We start from the raw sequence: 15,235 nt of genomic DNA, 5'->3' as shown, positions 1-15,235 counted from the left end.
GTGACACCGCTGGACGGCTTCACCGTCGTCGATCTGTCCACCGGAATCGCCGGCGCATACTGCACCAAGCTGTTGTCCGACGCCGGTGCAGAGGTCATCAAAGTCGAACCACCCCAGGGTGATCCGCTGCGTCACTGGTCGGCGTCGGGAGCCGACACCGGCGGTGACGGTGCCCTGTTCAGTTTCCTGGCCGGCGGCAAACACAGTGTCGTGGTAGACCCCGATACCGATGGCGAGTTCCTCGCCACGCTGCTGTCCGGTGCGGATGCGGTGGTGTGGTCGCGCGGTTCGGTGGTGGCCGAACACCCGTCGTTGGCGCCGGAGGAGATTCACCGCGACCACCCGCACTTGATCGTCACCGCCATCACCCCCTTCGGCCTGGACGGACCATGGCATGATCGCGCCGCCACCGAGTTCACCCTGCAGGCCTGGTCGGGCGGGATATTCGGGATCGGACGCGGATCACCCGACCTGCCACCGGCATTCGTCGGGGGGCAGGTCGGCGAGTACCTCGCCGGGGCGTATGCGAGCGCGATGACTCTGGCGTCCTGGCATGCCCGGCGCAACGGCGTCGTCGGGGACCTGTTGGACCTGTCGATGCTGGAGACCCAGATCCTGGGGTTGACCTACTACCCGGTCACCTACTTCGAGATGCTCGGCCGGCCCTGGCGTGATGCGCGCAAGGTCACCGTCCCCGGGATCGCGTCGGCCAAGGACGGGCTGGTCGACGTCGGATGTGGAACCGCCCAGCAGTGGTTCGACCTGTGCGCCATGACCGGACATCCGGAGTGGATCGACGAGCACTCACCCCTGTCGATCACCCAGCAGGCCAACGAGAAGGCCGAGGAGATCTACGCCTGGGTGAAAGAGCAGACGGTGGAAGAGATCCGCGACCTGGCCACCGCGTTCCGCATCCCGAACGCTCCGGTTGCCAACGGCGCCAACGTCACCGAACTGGATCACTTCGCGCACCGCAGATCGTTCGTCACCAACCCCCGCGACGGATTCACCCAGCCCGACCGGCCCTACCGTCTGCATCCGGCAGCCCTTCGGCCGCCGCAGCCCGCCCCGCGTCTTGGTCAACACACCGACCACTACCGGTCCTCGGTGATTTCGGCGCGATTACACCCGCCCAGCGGGAACAATCGCGCCGAAATCCTGCCGTTCAGCGGCCTGCGGGTGCTGGACATGACCACGTTCTGGGCCGGTCCGAGCTGCACCCATCCGCTGGGGATGCTCGGCGCCGACGTCATCCATGTGGAGTCCACCCGCAGGCCGGACGGAACCCGGCTGATCGCCGGGATCCCGGTCAGCGAAGCGCAGTGGTGGGAGCGCTCACCGATCTTCTCGGCGCTCAACACCAACAAGAAGGGCCTCACGGTCGACCTGCAGCACGAAGCGGGCCGCGAGGTGCTGCGGAAGCTGATCGCGACCGCTGACGTGATCGTGGAGAACTTCACCCCTCGGGTCCTCGAACAGATCGGGCTGGACTTCAACACCGTCCGGCAGCTGCAACCGGGCGCAATCATGGTGCGGATGCCCGGTTTCGGGCTGGACGGTCCGTGGCGGGACAACCCGGCGTTCGCGTACGTCATCGAGGCGGCATCCGGGGTGAGCTGGCTGACCGGATTCCCCGAACGTAACCCGTACGAACCGTATTCGGTGGGCGACCCGAACGCCGGAGTGCACGCGCTCAACGCACTGCTGCTGGCCCTGGAACACCGCAATCGCACCGGTCAGGGCGTGCTGGTTGAAGCCGCGATGGTCGACGCCGCACTCAATATCGCCGCCGAGCAGGTGATCGAATACTCGGCCTACGGAGCGCTGCTGCAGCGCGACGGCAACGGCGGGCCGACCGCCGCCCCGCAGAACCTTTACCGCACCGCCGATATCGACGAGTTCGGCCGTCTGGACAGCTGGGTGGCCGTCGCGATCGCCACCGACGGGCAGTGGGCTGCGCTCTGTGGCGCGCTGGGCCGGCCGGCCTGGGCGCTGCAGCCGGCCCTGGCGACCACCGCAGGCCGCCGCGAACACCGCGAGCTCATCGACTCCCAGCTCGGTGCCTGGTGCGCCGAACGCAGCGGTGACGAGATCGTGGAGTTGCTCTGGCCGTCCGGAATCCCGGTGGCCAAGGCGATGCAACCCCACCGACAGGCCGAGCTGCCGCAGTTGCTGCACCGCGGCTTCTTCGAAGAGGTCGCCCATCCGGTCAACCCGGCGGTGCGGCACAGCACGCTTCCGGTGCGCTCGGCCCACGGACCCAAGCGATTCCATCGCCGGCCGGCTCCGCTGCTCGGTGAGCACAACCACGAGCTGCTGCGCGAGCTGGGCCTGTCCGACGTCGAGATCGCCGCGTTGGCGGCCGACGGGGTTATCGGTGCTGCACCGGCGTAGCCGGCGTTGACTCTGCGCCCACGGTGGGTGCTACTCGCACTTCTGCACCTTGGACGCAGAGTCAACGACCGAAAAGTGTTACTTCAGGCAGCTTCCCGCGTCCACCGGCAGGGTGACGCCGGTGATGTAGCGGGCTTCGTCAGAGGCGAGGAACAGCACGGCGTTGCTGATGTCCACCGCATCCACCCAGGGAATCGGCAGGGTGTGGAACATCTGGCAGATCGGCGCCATGTCGTCCGGGCCGGGGTTCTCCAGGTCCGGACGGAACATCTTCCAGGTGCCCTCGTTCATGATCATGCCGGTGCTGACGTGGGTGGGGTGCACCGTGTTGACGCGGATGTTCTGGTGTCCCAGCTCTACGGCGAATGAGCGCATGATGCCCACCACGCCGTGCTTGGCGGCGACGTAGTTGCCGCAGTGCGGGTAGGCCTTCAACCCGCCGACGGAGCTGGTCAGGATGATCGAACCGCCCTTGCCGCCGGAAATAATGTGCGGCACACCGGCTTTGACCGTCTTCCAGACCCCCGACAGGTTGACGTCGATCATCTCCTGCCAGTCGTGCTCACTGCACTGGTCCAGGGTGTCGCCGCCGTTGCCGATGCCGGCGTTGGCGACGATGATGTCCAGGCCGCCGAGCTCCTCCACGCCGGCGTCCACCGCGGACTTGAGCCCGTCATAGTCGCGCACGTCGACTTCCGCGGTGAAGATCCGGCGGTTGAGCGCCTTGACCATATCGGCGGTCTCGGCCAGCTCCTCCGGTGTGGCCGGGGGAATAGGCGAGTCCTTGACGACCCTCTTACAGGCGTCGATCGCGATGATGTCGGCGCCCTCCTGCGCCAATCGCACCGCGTGGCTGCGGCCCTGACCGTGTGCCGCGCCGGTGATGAACGCGACCTTGCCTTCAACACGTCCAGTCATGGAAACCTCGATTCGTTGGTTGTGAAATCAGGGAATGCTCGCCGGCATGGAGACCCAGCCTCGCACTGTCGACGTCGGCGAGATCTGCGTCGCCGACAGATCGACCTCCCACTCGGGGAAGCGCTTGAGGATCTCCTCAAGGGCGATACGCGTTTCCAGCCGGGCCAGCGCGTTGCCGACGCAGAAGTGGGTGCCCTGCCCGAAACCCAGGTGCGGGCGGCGTTCCCGATGGATGTCGAACACGTCGCCGTCCGGCGGGAACCGGCGGTGGTCCCGGTTGGCGGCGCCGATCAGCAGCAGCATCGCGGAGCCCTCCGGCACGGTCTGCCCGTAGTACTCCACGTCACGGGTGACGTAGCGGGCTGCCTGCGGTGCCGGCGGTTCGAACCGCACCAGTTCCTCCACAGCACGCGGAATCAGGGCGAAGTTGGCGGCCATCTCGGCCCGCTGGTCCGGGTGCTCGGCCAGCACCTTGCCGCTCCAGCCGATCAGCCGGGTGGTGGTCTCACTGCCGGCCGTGGCCAGCACCGTGAGAAACAGGTGCAGCTCCTCGCGGCCCATCCGTCGGCGGGTGCCGGTTTCGTCCTCGAACTCCGCGTTCATCAGCTCGGTGATCAGGTCGTCGGACGGATGCTTGGCACGCCAGTCGATGTAGTCGGCGAACACGTCACCGGTGGCGATCGGACCGTCCGGGTTGTCGGTCATCTTCTGACCCGGTTCGGTGCGGATGGTGGCGTCGCCGTGCTCGGTGACGTGCTTCTGGTCCTCCTCGGGGATGCCCAGCAGCATGCCGATCACCCGCATCGGCATCTCGGCGCCGAGGTCGTTGACGAAGTCGAATTTCCCGGTGCCCACCAGTGGGTCCAGGCAGCGCGCGCAGTACTCCCGGATCTGCGATTCCAGCGCGTTCATCCGGCGCGGGCTGAACATCCCGGCCATCAGGTTGCGGTGGATGTCGTGGATCGGCGGGTCCTCGAAGATGATGATGCCCGGCGGAATCTCCATGCCGGACTTGATGATCTCCAGCACGGCGCCCCTGGCCGAACTGAACGTCTGATAGTCGGTGAACGCGGCGTGCACGTCTTCGAATCGGCTCAACGCGTAGAAATCGTGCTCGGCGTTGTAGTACAGCGGTGCCTCTTCGCGCAGCCGGCGAAACATCGGGTACGGGTTGTTGTTGAGTTCGACGTCGTAAGGGTCGTAGCGAGCTTCGTCGGTGGTGGTGGCCGTCATGGTTGTTCCGTCCCTCGTGTCGGCAGAGCTGCGATCTACAGGCCCGCGGTGACGGGAGCCGCCACCGGGGTGAATTCCAGGTGCAGCTCGGTGAGGCCGCGCAGGATGAAGGTCGGCTCGAAGGTGTACCGGCGCTGGCCTGCCGGGCCGTGGTGTGCCTCGTTGATCCGGATGTCGGTCATGCGGTCCAGGATTCGTTCCAGCGAGATTCGGCTCTCGGCACGCGCCAGCGGTGAGCCCGGACAGGTGTGGCTGCCGCGGGCGAACGCCAGGTGCTCGCGGACGTTGGGCCGGTCGATCCGCAGCTCGTGCGGGTTCTCGAACTTGCGGGGGTCGCGATTGACCGCCCCGGGGAACATGACCACGACGGTGCCGGCCTTGAGTTCGACCCCGCCCAGCGTGGTGGTCCTGCGCACCAGCCGGGGGTCGGTCTTCACCGGGCTTTCCAGTCGCAGGGTCTCCTCGAGGAAGTTCGGGATCTTGCTGCGGTCCGCCCGGAGCTGTTCGACCAGGGCGGGATCCTCGGCCAGGAACCGCAGTGCCGCGCTGAGCAGCTTGGTGGTGGTCTCCTGCCCCGCCCCGAACAGGAACGTGGCGCTTTTGACCACGTCGGCGATCTCCGGGATGGACCCGTCCTCATAGGTGGCGGTGGCCAAGTCGGTCAGCACGTCGGCGCGCGGACTCTCCCGCCGCTCACTCAGGTAGCGGCTGAACTTGTCGTCCAGCCAGGCCAGCGGGTCGTGGGCCAGCTCTTCGTGATCCAGCGAGCCGATCCGGGCACCGGGCTGCGGCGCGCCCAGCACCTGCTGGAACGCCGGCCGGTCCTCCTCGGGCACACCGAGCAGGTCGGCGACCACCAGCAGTGCGAACGGCCTCGCATACTCGGAGAGGAATTCACAGCTGCCGCTGTCGATGAAGTAGTCGAGCTGGCGGTCGGCCAGCTTCCACATGAAGTCCTGGTTCTCCTTGAGCCGCTTCGGGGTGAGCAGCCTGTTCAGCAGCGACCGGGCCTTGGTGTGCATCGGCGGGTCCATGGTGACCATGTGCTCGGTCATCGGCATCAGGTGGCGGTGCTCCTCGATCTGCTCGCCGATGTCGTCGCCCTCGGGCGTGAACGGCAGCGGTGGGAACGGCCCGCCGACCGCGACCAGGTTGGAGAAGGTTTCGGAGTCGCGGTAGATCTCGTTTGCCTCTTCGTGACCGGTCACGGCGACCACGCCGTAAACGCCCAGCGGAGTGACCGGGTTCTGGGACCGCAGGTAGTCGAAGTACGGGTGCGGATCGGGCACCAGGGACTGATCGGTGAAGAAGTCGATCGTCTCGAAGTCGGTCAACATGGACCTCTCTGCAGAACGGGCTGACAGCTGCTGTGCACCTGCTTAGCATGGGCGGGGTTAGAGGGTCAAGAGTTGGGCGGCATTACGATGGCCGCCGGACATGTAAAGGCGGCGACGGCGATGCGGAGTGGACGGTATGCCGGATTCGGGTAAGGGGCAGCGCAGGATTGGGGCCCCGGAAGCGAAGAACCGGACGCTGCTGCTCGATGCCGCCGAAGAGCTGCTGTTGACGGTCGGCGCCGGTGGGGTCAGCTCGCGGCGGGTGGCGGAGCAGGCCGGCCTCAAGCACCAGCTCGTGCACTACTACTTCCGCACCATGGACGACTTGTTCCTCGCGATTTTCCGCCGGCGCGGCGATCAGGGCCTGCAGGAGCAGGCCGCCGCGCTCGAGTCGCCGCAGCCGTTGTGGGCGCTGTGGCGATTCAACACCGACCCGGCGTGGACCGCGCTGACCATGCAGTTCATCGAGTTGGCCAACCAGCGTGAGACGTTGCGGGCCGAGATCGCCAGCTACGCGGAGCGGCTTCGCGCGGAACAGATCGCCGCGGTGGCCGGACTGCTGGCGGGCTACGGCATCGACGCGCAGGAGTTCCCGCCGACGGTGTTGATGGTGCTGATGACCAGCGCGTCGCGGATGCTGATCATCGAGCAGGAGGGCTTGGGCATGACCCTGGGCCATGCCGAGACCATCGAGTTCGTCGAGCGCTGGCTGCGCCGATTCGAGGGTGACCCGCCGCCGCACGCCCCGATCATGGGCGGCGTGCTGGCATCGGGGCCGGTCGCGCACTAGCGCTGCGTCCTGCGCTGCTGCAGGCGGTCCGCGGCCGCCCAGTGTTCGTCGGAGACCCACAGCCGGGCGAACGCCGCCACCGCCTCGTCCGCCGACGCGCCGCCGAGCACCCGTTTGATCTCACCCGCCGACGGGTTGGCCAACGACCGGGCCAACGCGCGCCATTCGGCGTCGAACGATTCCCGCGGCACCACCCGATTCACCAGGCCGATCCGTTCGGCCGCCGATGCGTCCAGCACGGTCCCGGTGCCGGCCAGCAACAGGGCCTCGCTGTATCCGACCAGTTTGGCCAGGCGCTCGGCGCCGCCCCAGGCGGGCATGATCGCCAGCGACACCTGATTGAACGCGATCTTGACGTCCGCGGCGGCGATCCGGATGTCGGCGGCCACCGCGACCTCGGCGCCACCACCGAGCGCGTGGCCGTTCAGCGCGGCGATGACCGGTGCCGGAAAGGCCGCGATCCGATCGCACAGTGTGCGCATCCGCCACGCCATCGCGGCGGCTTCCGGCTCGGTGCGCAGGGCGGCGAGCTGCTTGAGGTCACCGCCGGAGACGAACGCGCGGTCGCCGCCGCCGGTGATGACCAGCGCCTGCGCTCCGGCGACCTTGTCCAGTGCCCGGTCGAGTTGATCCATGGTTTCGGGAGCGATGGCATTGCGGGCCTGTGGCCGGTCGATGGTGATGACGGCCAGTCCGTCGTCCAGTTGGACATCCAGCTCGTCCGGACTTTCGTAGCCCATGGCTCTCCACTCAAGATATTGGCATTCTCAAAAACGGAGAATATCATCGCTGACAAGATGCGAAAGATACCCGCTGACCTGGTCCGGCGCTATGAAGAGCAGGGGTGGTGGACCGGCGAAACCCTCGGTGACCTGCTATCCGCCGGGTTGGCCGCGGGCCCCGACACGCGATTTGAGGTGCACTCGGCGGTTCGGCCGTGGCAGGGGACCTTCGGCGATGTGGAGCATGTCGCCCGCCGGCTGGCGGCCGGGCTGCGGGCCCGTGGCGTCGGGCCGGGTGACGTGGTGGCTTTCCAACTGCCCAACTGGGTGGAGGCGGCGGCCACGTTCTGGGCGGCGGCGTTCCTCGGTGCGGTGGTGGTACCGGTCGTGCACTTCTACGGGCCCCGGGAACTGGGCTACATCCTGTCCGCCAGCCGGCCGCGGGTGTTCATCACCGCGGAGCGGTTCGGGCGGATGAGCTTTCGCCCCGAACTCTGCGCAGATGTCCCAATTGTCGGGGTGGTGGGTAGGGACTTCGATGACCTGCTCGCCAACGAGCCGATGGCCGGCACGCTGGCCACCGACCCGGGCGGGCCGGCGTTGATCGCGTTCACCTCCGGCACCACCCGGCAACCCAAGGGCGTCATCCACAGCCACCAGACGCTGTGCTGCGAGACCCGTCAGCTGCTCGCCAACTACCCCAAGGACCGCGGCCGCCAGCTCACCGCCACCCCGGTCGGACACTTCATCGGGATGGTCGGGGCCTTCCTCATCCCGGTGCTGGAGGGGGCGCCGATCGATCTCGCCGACGTCTGGGATCCGGCGAAGGTGCTCGCATTGATGGCCGACGAGGGGGTGTCGATCGGCGGCGGGCCGCCGTACTTCGTCACCAGCCTGCTGGATCATCCGGATTTCAACGATGAGCACCTGCGTCACATTCGCCACGTCGGCCTCGGCGGGTCGACGGTGCCCCCCGCGGTCACCCGTCGACTGGCCGATCTGGGCATCTTCGTCTTCCGCTCCTACGGCAGCACCGAACATCCGTCGATCACCGGTTCGGGCCCGAGCGCCCCGGAGGACAAGCGCCTGTTCACCGACGGCGATGCCCGGCCCGGCGTGGAGGTGCGGCTGGCGGACGACGGCGAAATACTGAGCCGCGGACCCGATCTGTGCCTGGGCTACACCGACGACGCGCTGACCGAGGCGGCGTTCGACGCCGACGGCTGGTACCACACCGGGGATATCGGGGTACTCGATGCGGATGGATATCTGACCATCACCGACCGCAAAGCCGACGTCATCATCCGCGGCGGCGAGAACATCAGTGCGGTCGAGGTCGAGGACGTCCTGCTGGGGATGCCGGCCGTGGCCGAGGCGATCGTGGTGGCGGTGCCGGATGCCCGGCTGGGGGAGCGGGCGGTGGCGGTGCTGCGGCTCAAGCCGGGGTGCGCATTGCCGACCATGGCGCAAGTGCGGGAGCACTTCGAGCGGACGGGTGTGGCACCGCAGAAGTGGCCCGAGGGGCTGCACGAGGTGGAGGACTTCCCGCGTACCGCGAGCGGCAAGGTGCAGAAGTACCTGGTGCGCACGCAGCTTGCCGAGAGTGTTGCAACAGCCAGCGCGTGAGAATATGATTCTCATGAACCGAAAAGGAGCATTTCATGGGCCAACTGTCACATCGCGTCGACATCCCGTTTCCTCTGTTCGATGCCGACAATCACCTCTATGAGCCGCCGGAGGCGATGACCAAGTACCTGCCCAAGGAATACAAGGACATCGTCCAGTACGTGGAGATCAAGGGCCGCACCAAGATCGCCATCCGCGGCCAGATCAGCGAGTACATCCCCAACCCCACGTTCTCGGTGGTGGCCAAGCCCGGCGCCTGGGAGGAGTACTTCAAGTTCGGCAACCCCGACGGCAAGAGCAAGCGTGAGCTGTTCGGTGAGCCGATGAAGTCGATTCCGGCGTTCTTCGAGCCAGCCCCGCGCCTGGAGCTGATGGACGAGCTGGGTGTCGACCGCTCGCTGATGTTCCCCACCCTGGCAAGCCTGATCGAGGAGCGGCTGCGCGACGACCCGGTGGCGATCCACGTCATCATCCACGCGCTCAACGAGTGGCTGGACGAGGTCTGGGGCTTCAACTACAAGAATCGCATCTTCACCACGCCGGTGATCACCCTGCCCATCGTGGAGAAGGCCATCGAGGAACTGGACTGGGCGGTCAAGCGCGGCGCCCGCGCCATCCTGATCCGGCCGGCGCCGGTGCCCGGCTTCCGCGGTCCGCGGTCCTTCGCGTTGCCCGAGTTCGACCCGTTCTGGGAGAAGTGCGTCGAGTACGACGTGTTCGTCGGGATGCATTCGTCGGACAGCGGCTACTCCCGCTACACCTCCGAATGGGACGGTGCCACCCAGGAGATGTTGCCGTTCCAGACCAACGCCATGTCGATCCTCAACGAATGGCGCCCGATTCAGGATGCGGTGGCCTCCTGGGTGATTCACGGTGCGCTGTTCCGCCACCCGAAGCTCAAGGTGGGCATCGTGGAGGCCGGGTCCAAGTGGATGTTCCCGCTGTTGGACTCCATGGCCGAGGTGTACAAGAAGGCGCCGGAAGCCTTCCTGGGCAACCCGATGGAGGAGATCAAGAACCGCATCTACGTCAGCCCCTTCTATGAAGAGGGCATCGACGACCTGATCAACCTGATCGGTGTGGACCAGGTGCTCTACGGTTCGGACTGGCCGCATCCCGAGGGGCTGGCCGAGCCGACGCACTACGTGACGGCGCTGTCGCACCTTCCCGTCGAGGACCAGGCCAAGATCATGGGCGGCAACCTCGGTCGGCTCGTCACCGTCTAGGAGTGCCACGCTGGCAGACCATTCCCGAGATGGTCCTGAGCGTCGGCGATCGCTTCGGGGACTCCGAGGCGATCGCCGACGGCCCGGTCCGGCTGAGCTTCACCGAGCTGGCCGACCGGGTCCGTTGCGCGGCAGGCGCATTCGCAGCCGCGGGCGTCGCCACGGGTGATCGGGTGGCGGTCTGGGCGCCGAACTCCGCGGACTGGATCATCGCCGCGTTCGGTCTGCTGACCGCCGGTGGGGTGCTGGTTCCGGTGAACACCCGATTCAAACCGGCCGAGGCCGAAGACATCATCCGCCGCAGCGGGGCGAAGCTCGTCCTGGTCGAGAAGGGTTTTCTCGGACTGGATTTCACCGCCCCGCCCGGCGTCCCGGTCATCGACCTGAAATCGGACTTCCTGGGCTCCGGCTCACCGCTGGAACGTGCGGTCGACGGCGATGACATCGCCGACATCATCTTCACCTCGGGCACGACCGGCCGGCCCAAGGGCGTGATGATGACCCATCGCCAGAACCTGCGGCTCTACGCCGAATGGTGTGATCTGGCTGATCTGCGCGAGGGCGACCGGTACCTGATGGTCAATCCGTTCTTCCACACCTTCGGTTACAAGGCGGGTTGCATCGCCTCGTGTATCCGGGGCGCCACTATGGTGCCGGTCCGGGTCTTCGATGTCGATGCCGTGCTGGAACTCATTGAAGCCGAACGCATCACCATGCTGCCCGGGCCGCCGACGCTGTATCAGTCACTGCTGGATGCGGGCGGGACGCGGGATCTGTCGTCCTTGCGTGCCGCGGTCACCGGCGCCGCGGACATCCCGGTGGACCTCGTCCGCAGGATCCGAAGCGAGTTGCCGTTCCGGTCCATCATGACCGGCTACGGTCTGACCGAAGCCGGTACGGTGACGGCGTCGCGCCGCGGTGACTCGTTCGAAGACATCGCGACCACCGCCGGGCAGGCCTGCGAGGACATCGAATTGCGTATCGCCGAAGATGGCGAGGTTCTGGTGCGCGGCTACAACGTGATGGTCGGCTACCTCGACGACCCGGCGGCGACCGCCGAGGCGATCGACGCCGAGGGCTGGTTGCACACCGGGGACGTCGGGACGCTGGACGCCGCCGGCCGGCTGCGGATCGTCGGCCGCAAGAAGGACATGTTCATCGTCGGCGGATTCAACGCCTACCCTGCCGAGATCGAGGGATTCCTGCTGGAGCATCCGGCCATCTCGCAGGTTGCGGTGATCGGCGTCCCCGATCAGCGGCTCGGGCAGGTGGGCAAGGCCTTCGTGGTGAGAAAGGCCTCGGACACGCTGACTTCCGAATCGGATCTGATCGCCTGGAGCCGAGACCGGATGGCCGGGTTCAAGGTTCCGCGGTCGGTGTGCTTCGTGGACGAGCTGCCCCTGAACGCCACCGGGAAGGTGGACAAGGCGCAGCTGGAGGCAAGGGTCCGCGAGACCGGGGTGTGACGGGCCGTGTACGTCTGCCTGTGCGCCGGGGTGACCAGTCAGCAGGTGACCGACGCCGTCGAGGCGGGTGCGTCGACCACCAAAAAAGTCGGTGAGAGGACCGGCGCGGGCACGGTGTGCGGGCGCTGCCGAAACAACGTTCGCGCCCTGATCGCGACGGCCCTGCACGAGTCACCGTCGCTGACTTGAGTCACCATTGATGCGTGTGTAACCGATGAGGCGCTACTGTCGTGACCGGCGGTTGGTGGAAAGTCGGTCGGTAGAGGGATGCGGGCATGGCCGTGGCGGACAAGTCAGACAAGGTGACGGCGCGCGAAGCCCGGCGCCTGCAGACGCGGGAGCGACTGTTGGGCGCGGCAACCGCAGAGTTCAAGCGAACCGGGATGGCTCAGGCCGACGTCGGCGCCATTGTGGCCGCCGCCGGCGTTGCACACGGAACGTTCTTCTTTCACTTCCCCACCAAGGAGCATGTGCTGCTGGAGCTGGAGCGCCGGGAGGAAGAGCGGATAGCCAAGCAGTTCGGGAAGTTTCTGGTTAAACACCACGACCTTTCCGACATACTGGCCGAAGCTGCGCGCCTGGTCATCGACCTGGAGCGGCGCCTGGGTGATCCATTGTTCACCGAGTTTCTGGCGCTGCATTTCTCGCCGACCCGCCCGCCCGCTGAGAGTGGCGAGCATCACCCGTTGATCGTCTTGATCGCCGAGCGCATCGAAGTGGCGCGGGAGCGCGGCGAGATCGACGAGGACGTCGTCGCCATGAACAGCGCCGTCTTCTTCCTGCTCGGTCTGTACGCGCTGCTGATCACCACGCGCGACTGGCCGATCCGGCCGGAGCTGGTCGCCGACTACCTGACCAGGACAAGCCGCAGCCTGCGTGCCTTGCGCTGATCCCGTCGGAAATAAATATTGACTTAAGTCAGTGATATCCCTGCTGTCGTAGGCGGGTGGCGGTTGCGCACCGTAGGGCAGGGTCAGCACGACGGGCTCGGGCTCGATGAGGACATGGAACGGTCACGGGCAGCCCGGCGCAGCGCTGACAGGTGGCTAATCTCCGGCGGCATGCTCATCGGTACCGCGGCTGCGGCGTTTCGGGCTCCCGCTCTTCCTGCGCGGAACCTGGTTCAGGTGCAGCAGTTCGGGTCCAGCACCACGCACAACGCCCGCAACGACTCGGGTCGGACTCGGTGAAAGACGTTCATCCCGCGGCGATCTGAGATCACCAGCCCCGCTTTGCGTAGCTGGCCCAGGTGATGACTGACGGTGGACTCACTCAGCTCCAGCACCGCGGCCAGCTCCCCGCTGCTCTGTTCGCCCGCTGACGAGCTGAACAGATACGACACGATTTTGACCCGCACCGGATCGGCGATCGCTTTGAGCCGCATGGCGATCTGCAAGGCGTCGCTGTCATTGAGCGGTCCGGCTGCTACCGGGGCGCAGCACACCGGGGCGGACATGTCGATCACGGGCAGCGCTTTGGGCATCTCTTCATCCTGCCAGTGATATTGACATATATCAAAAAGGTGGCATGCTGGGCCTCGACGCGTCAGTTCGATATATGTCTCAATTGTGAGAGAGGTTCATCGTGTCCCGTGTTCAACTCGCTCTCAACGTCGATGACCTCGACGAGGCGATCACGTTCTACTCCAAGCTGTTCAACACCGCCCCGGCCAAGGTAAAGCCCGGCTACGCCAACTTCGCGATCAACGAGCCGGCACTCAAGCTGGTGCTACTGGAGAACCCCGGTAGTGGCGGCACCATCAACCACTTGGGCATCGAAGTCGAATCCGGCGAAGCTGTGCATTCCGAGATCGCCCGGCTGGCCGGCGAGGGTCTGTTCACCGATGAGGAGATCGGCACCACGTGCTGTTTCGCCACCCAGGACAAGGTTTGGGTGACCGGCCCGGCCGGAGAGAGGTGGGAGGTCTATACCGTGCTGGCGGACTCTGACACCTTCGGCGGCGGTCCGCAACACTCCGATGGTGCGGCCGAGGGCGAGACGGTGTGCTGCGACGGCACCACCGCACCCGCGGAAACGGGCCAACCGGCCGGCGCCGAGCGCACCTCGTGTTTGCTGAACGCAGACTGACCCCCGTTGCGGGGTGGGCGCCCACGTCGTTGGAGACCCGCCCCGCCCACGCTGTGTCCGATCCCTGACCGTGGAGTTGCTGTCCCGAGAAGGAGCGCCATTGTGACATCTCCGGTTGCCGATGGTTCGCCATCGGTATGGACGCCAACAGACTTTCCTGATGAGTCTGTCTGGTCATCTGAACTCAGCCCCACGGACAGGCAGGCCTTGGTCGAATTCGGCGGTGGCGGCGACCACGCCGGTCTGAGCCGCCAGATCCGCGTGCACGCCAACCGGTGGGCGCAACTACTCCATGACGGGAGCGTCGACACCGTGGGGGCGCCCACATGACCGCTACCGCTACTGAAGCCCCCGTTGTAGGCAAACTCTCCGCCCTCGACCGCTTTCTTCCGGTCTGGATCGGTGCGGCGATGGCGGCGGGACTGCTGCTGGGCCGATGGATTCCGGGTGTGAACGCCGCACTGGAACGGGTCCAGATCGACGGGATATCCCTGCCCATCGCCCTGGGCTTGCTGGTCATGATGTATCCGGTGCTGGCCAAGGTCCGCTACGACCGACTCGGCACCGTAACCGGCGACCGCAAACTGCTGCTGTCCTCGTTGCTGCTGAACTGGATCGTCGGGCCGGCGCTGATGTTCGCCCTGGCCTGGCTGCTGCTGCCCGATCTGCCCGAGTACCGCGCCGGGCTGATCATCGTCGGCCTTGCCCGCTGCATCGCCATGGTCATCATCTGGAACGACCTGGCCTGCGGTGACCGCGAAGCCGCAGCAGTGCTGGTCGCACTCAACTCGATCTTCCAAGTGATCATGTTCGCGGTCCTGGGCTGGTTCTACCTGTCGGTGCTGCCCGGCTGGCTCAGACTGCCGCAGACCAGCATTGAAACCTCGCCATGGCAGATTGCGAAATCCGTGCTCATCTTCCTGGGCATCCCGCTGGCCGCCGGATACCTGTCCCGCCGGTTCGGGGAAGGTGTCAAGGGTCGCGACTGGTACGAATCCGATCTCCTGCCCATGATCGGCCCGTGGGCAATCTGCGGACTGCTGTTCACCATCGTGATTCTCTTTGCACTGCAAGGCGATCAGATCACCAACCGGCCTCTCGACGTGGCCCGCATCGCGATTCCGCTGCTGGCCTACTTCGCCATCATGTGGGGCGGCGGTTATGTCCTGGGCGCCGCCCTCGGGTTGGGCTATGAGCGGACCACCACGCTGGCGTTCACCGCCGCCGGTAACAACTTCGAGCTGGCCATTGCCGTGGCCATCGCAACCTACGGTGCGACCTCCGGGCAGGCACTGGCCGGCGTCGTCGGCCCGCTCATCGAAGTCCCCGTACTCGTTGGCCTGGTCTACGTCTCCTTGGCCCTGCGGAGCCGGTTCGCGTCCAACGCCCCAAAGCGGTAGCAGCGAGCGAAGCTGCGCCGCAGACAGTCCGTCGG

At 66.4% G+C, this 15,235-nt stretch carries 14 protein-coding genes; 9 read left to right on the top strand and 5 right to left on the bottom strand.

What is annotated here, in order from left to right; all coding sequences use genetic code 11:
- Nucleotides 1-2,394: a CaiB/BaiF CoA transferase family protein gene (locus AWC16_RS02320; protein ID WP_085263195.1), complete on the top strand. Its 2,394-nt coding sequence runs from the start codon at nt 1-3 to the stop codon at nt 2,392-2,394.
- 78 nt (nt 2,395-2,472) lie between these two features.
- Here AWC16_RS02320 and AWC16_RS02315 read toward each other — a convergent pair whose 3' ends face one another.
- Genes AWC16_RS02315 through AWC16_RS02305 form a run of 3 tightly spaced genes read right to left on the bottom strand, consistent with a single transcriptional unit; the run spans nt 2,473 to nt 5,879 of the window.
- Nucleotides 2,473-3,312 carry a mycofactocin-coupled SDR family oxidoreductase gene (locus AWC16_RS02315; protein WP_085263194.1) on the bottom strand — a complete coding sequence of 280 codons (840 nt, stop codon included), beginning with the start codon at nt 3,310-3,312 and terminating at the stop codon, nt 2,473-2,475.
- Between the two features lie 27 nt (nt 3,313-3,339).
- On the bottom strand, nt 3,340-4,545 hold the full coding sequence (locus AWC16_RS02310; RefSeq protein ID WP_085263193.1) for a cytochrome P450: 1,206 nt from the start codon (nt 4,543-4,545) through the stop codon (nt 3,340-3,342).
- A 35-nt stretch (nt 4,546-4,580) separates the two neighbouring features.
- A complete protein-coding gene (locus AWC16_RS02305; RefSeq protein WP_085263277.1) occupies nt 4,581-5,879 on the bottom strand; it encodes a cytochrome P450 in 1,299 nt (432 codons plus the stop codon).
- A 139-nt stretch (nt 5,880-6,018) separates the two neighbouring features.
- Between AWC16_RS02305 and AWC16_RS02300 the strand changes: the two genes are divergently transcribed.
- The gene (locus AWC16_RS02300) at nt 6,019-6,672 is read left to right on the top strand and encodes a TetR family transcriptional regulator (protein ID WP_085263276.1); all 654 of its coding nucleotides are present in this window, start codon (nt 6,019-6,021) and stop codon (nt 6,670-6,672) included.
- Here the strand turns inward: AWC16_RS02300 and AWC16_RS02295 are convergent.
- Nucleotides 6,669-7,412, bottom strand: a complete 744-nt coding sequence (locus AWC16_RS02295; protein ID WP_085263192.1) for an enoyl-CoA hydratase/isomerase family protein — start codon at nt 7,410-7,412, stop codon at nt 6,669-6,671. The two genes, AWC16_RS02300 and AWC16_RS02295, sit on opposite strands and share 4 nt — an antisense overlap.
- Nucleotides 7,413-7,469: 57 nt before the next feature.
- Here AWC16_RS02295 and AWC16_RS02290 point away from each other — a divergent pair, with 57 nt between their 5' ends.
- The 5 genes from AWC16_RS02290 to AWC16_RS02270 all read left to right on the top strand — a co-directional run bounded on the left by AWC16_RS02290 (nt 7,470) and on the right by AWC16_RS02270 (nt 12,602).
- A complete protein-coding gene (locus tag AWC16_RS02290) occupies nt 7,470-9,020 on the top strand; it encodes an AMP-binding protein (protein ID WP_085263191.1) in 1,551 nt (516 codons plus the stop codon).
- A 35-nt stretch (nt 9,021-9,055) separates the two neighbouring features.
- A complete protein-coding gene (locus AWC16_RS02285; protein ID WP_085263190.1) occupies nt 9,056-10,246 on the top strand; it encodes an amidohydrolase family protein in 1,191 nt (396 codons plus the stop codon).
- Between the two features lie 2 nt (nt 10,247-10,248).
- Entirely contained in the window at nt 10,249-11,712 is a 1,464-nt protein-coding gene (locus AWC16_RS02280) for a FadD3 family acyl-CoA ligase (RefSeq protein WP_085263189.1), read from the top strand.
- Nucleotides 11,713-11,718: 6 nt separating this feature from the next.
- Entirely contained in the window at nt 11,719-11,901 is a 183-nt protein-coding gene (locus AWC16_RS02275) for a (2Fe-2S)-binding protein (RefSeq protein WP_085263188.1), read from the top strand.
- A gap of 86 nt (nt 11,902-11,987) precedes the next feature.
- A complete protein-coding gene (locus AWC16_RS02270) occupies nt 11,988-12,602 on the top strand; it encodes a TetR/AcrR family transcriptional regulator (protein WP_085263187.1) in 615 nt (204 codons plus the stop codon).
- Nucleotides 12,603-12,835: 233 nt separating this feature from the next.
- Here AWC16_RS02270 and AWC16_RS02265 read toward each other — a convergent pair whose 3' ends face one another.
- Entirely contained in the window at nt 12,836-13,195 is a 360-nt protein-coding gene (locus AWC16_RS02265) for an Rv2640c family ArsR-like transcriptional regulator (RefSeq protein ID WP_085263186.1), read from the bottom strand.
- Nucleotides 13,196-13,296: 101 nt separating this feature from the next.
- On the opposite strand from AWC16_RS02265, the gene AWC16_RS02260 reads away from it, so the two are divergent.
- Together AWC16_RS02260 and arsB are read left to right on the top strand one after the other, a co-directional pair.
- Entirely contained in the window at nt 13,297-13,800 is a 504-nt protein-coding gene (locus AWC16_RS02260; RefSeq protein ID WP_085263185.1) for an ArsI/CadI family heavy metal resistance metalloenzyme, read from the top strand.
- Between the two features lie 326 nt (nt 13,801-14,126).
- Complete coding sequence (gene arsB, locus AWC16_RS02255; protein ID WP_085263184.1) at nt 14,127-15,200, top strand: ACR3 family arsenite efflux transporter; 1,074 nt, start codon at nt 14,127-14,129, stop codon at nt 15,198-15,200.
- Nucleotides 15,201-15,235: the final 35 nt, after the last annotated feature.

The organism is Mycolicibacter longobardus (assembly GCF_002102265.1).
Lineage (GTDB): Bacteria > Actinomycetota > Actinomycetes > Mycobacteriales > Mycobacteriaceae > Mycobacterium > Mycobacterium longobardum.
Note: the sequence above shows the minus strand (reverse complement) of the source record. Positions and strands in the feature narration are given on the sequence as shown.

Bases quoted from the DNA above. Each gene is read 5' to 3' on its own strand.
- AWC16_RS02315 (WP_085263194.1), bottom strand. From the start codon at position 3,312: ATGACTGGACGTGTTGAAGGCAAGGTCGCGTTCATCACCGGCGCGGCA.
- AWC16_RS02310 (WP_085263193.1), bottom strand. From the start codon at position 4,545: ATGACGGCCACCACCACCGACGAAGCTCGCTACGACCCTTACGACGTC.
- AWC16_RS02300 (WP_085263276.1), top strand. From the start codon at position 6,019: ATGCCGGATTCGGGTAAGGGGCAGCGCAGGATTGGGGCCCCGGAAGCG.
- AWC16_RS02295 (WP_085263192.1), bottom strand. From the start codon at position 7,412: ATGGGCTACGAAAGTCCGGACGAGCTGGATGTCCAACTGGACGACGGA.
- AWC16_RS02290 (WP_085263191.1), top strand. From the start codon at position 7,470: ATGCGAAAGATACCCGCTGACCTGGTCCGGCGCTATGAAGAGCAGGGG.
- AWC16_RS02285 (WP_085263190.1), top strand. From the start codon at position 9,056: ATGGGCCAACTGTCACATCGCGTCGACATCCCGTTTCCTCTGTTCGAT.
- AWC16_RS02270 (WP_085263187.1), top strand. From the start codon at position 11,988: ATGGCCGTGGCGGACAAGTCAGACAAGGTGACGGCGCGCGAAGCCCGG.
- AWC16_RS02265 (WP_085263186.1), bottom strand. From the start codon at position 13,195: ATGCCCAAAGCGCTGCCCGTGATCGACATGTCCGCCCCGGTGTGCTGC.
- arsB (WP_085263184.1), top strand. From the start codon at position 14,127: ATGACCGCTACCGCTACTGAAGCCCCCGTTGTAGGCAAACTCTCCGCC.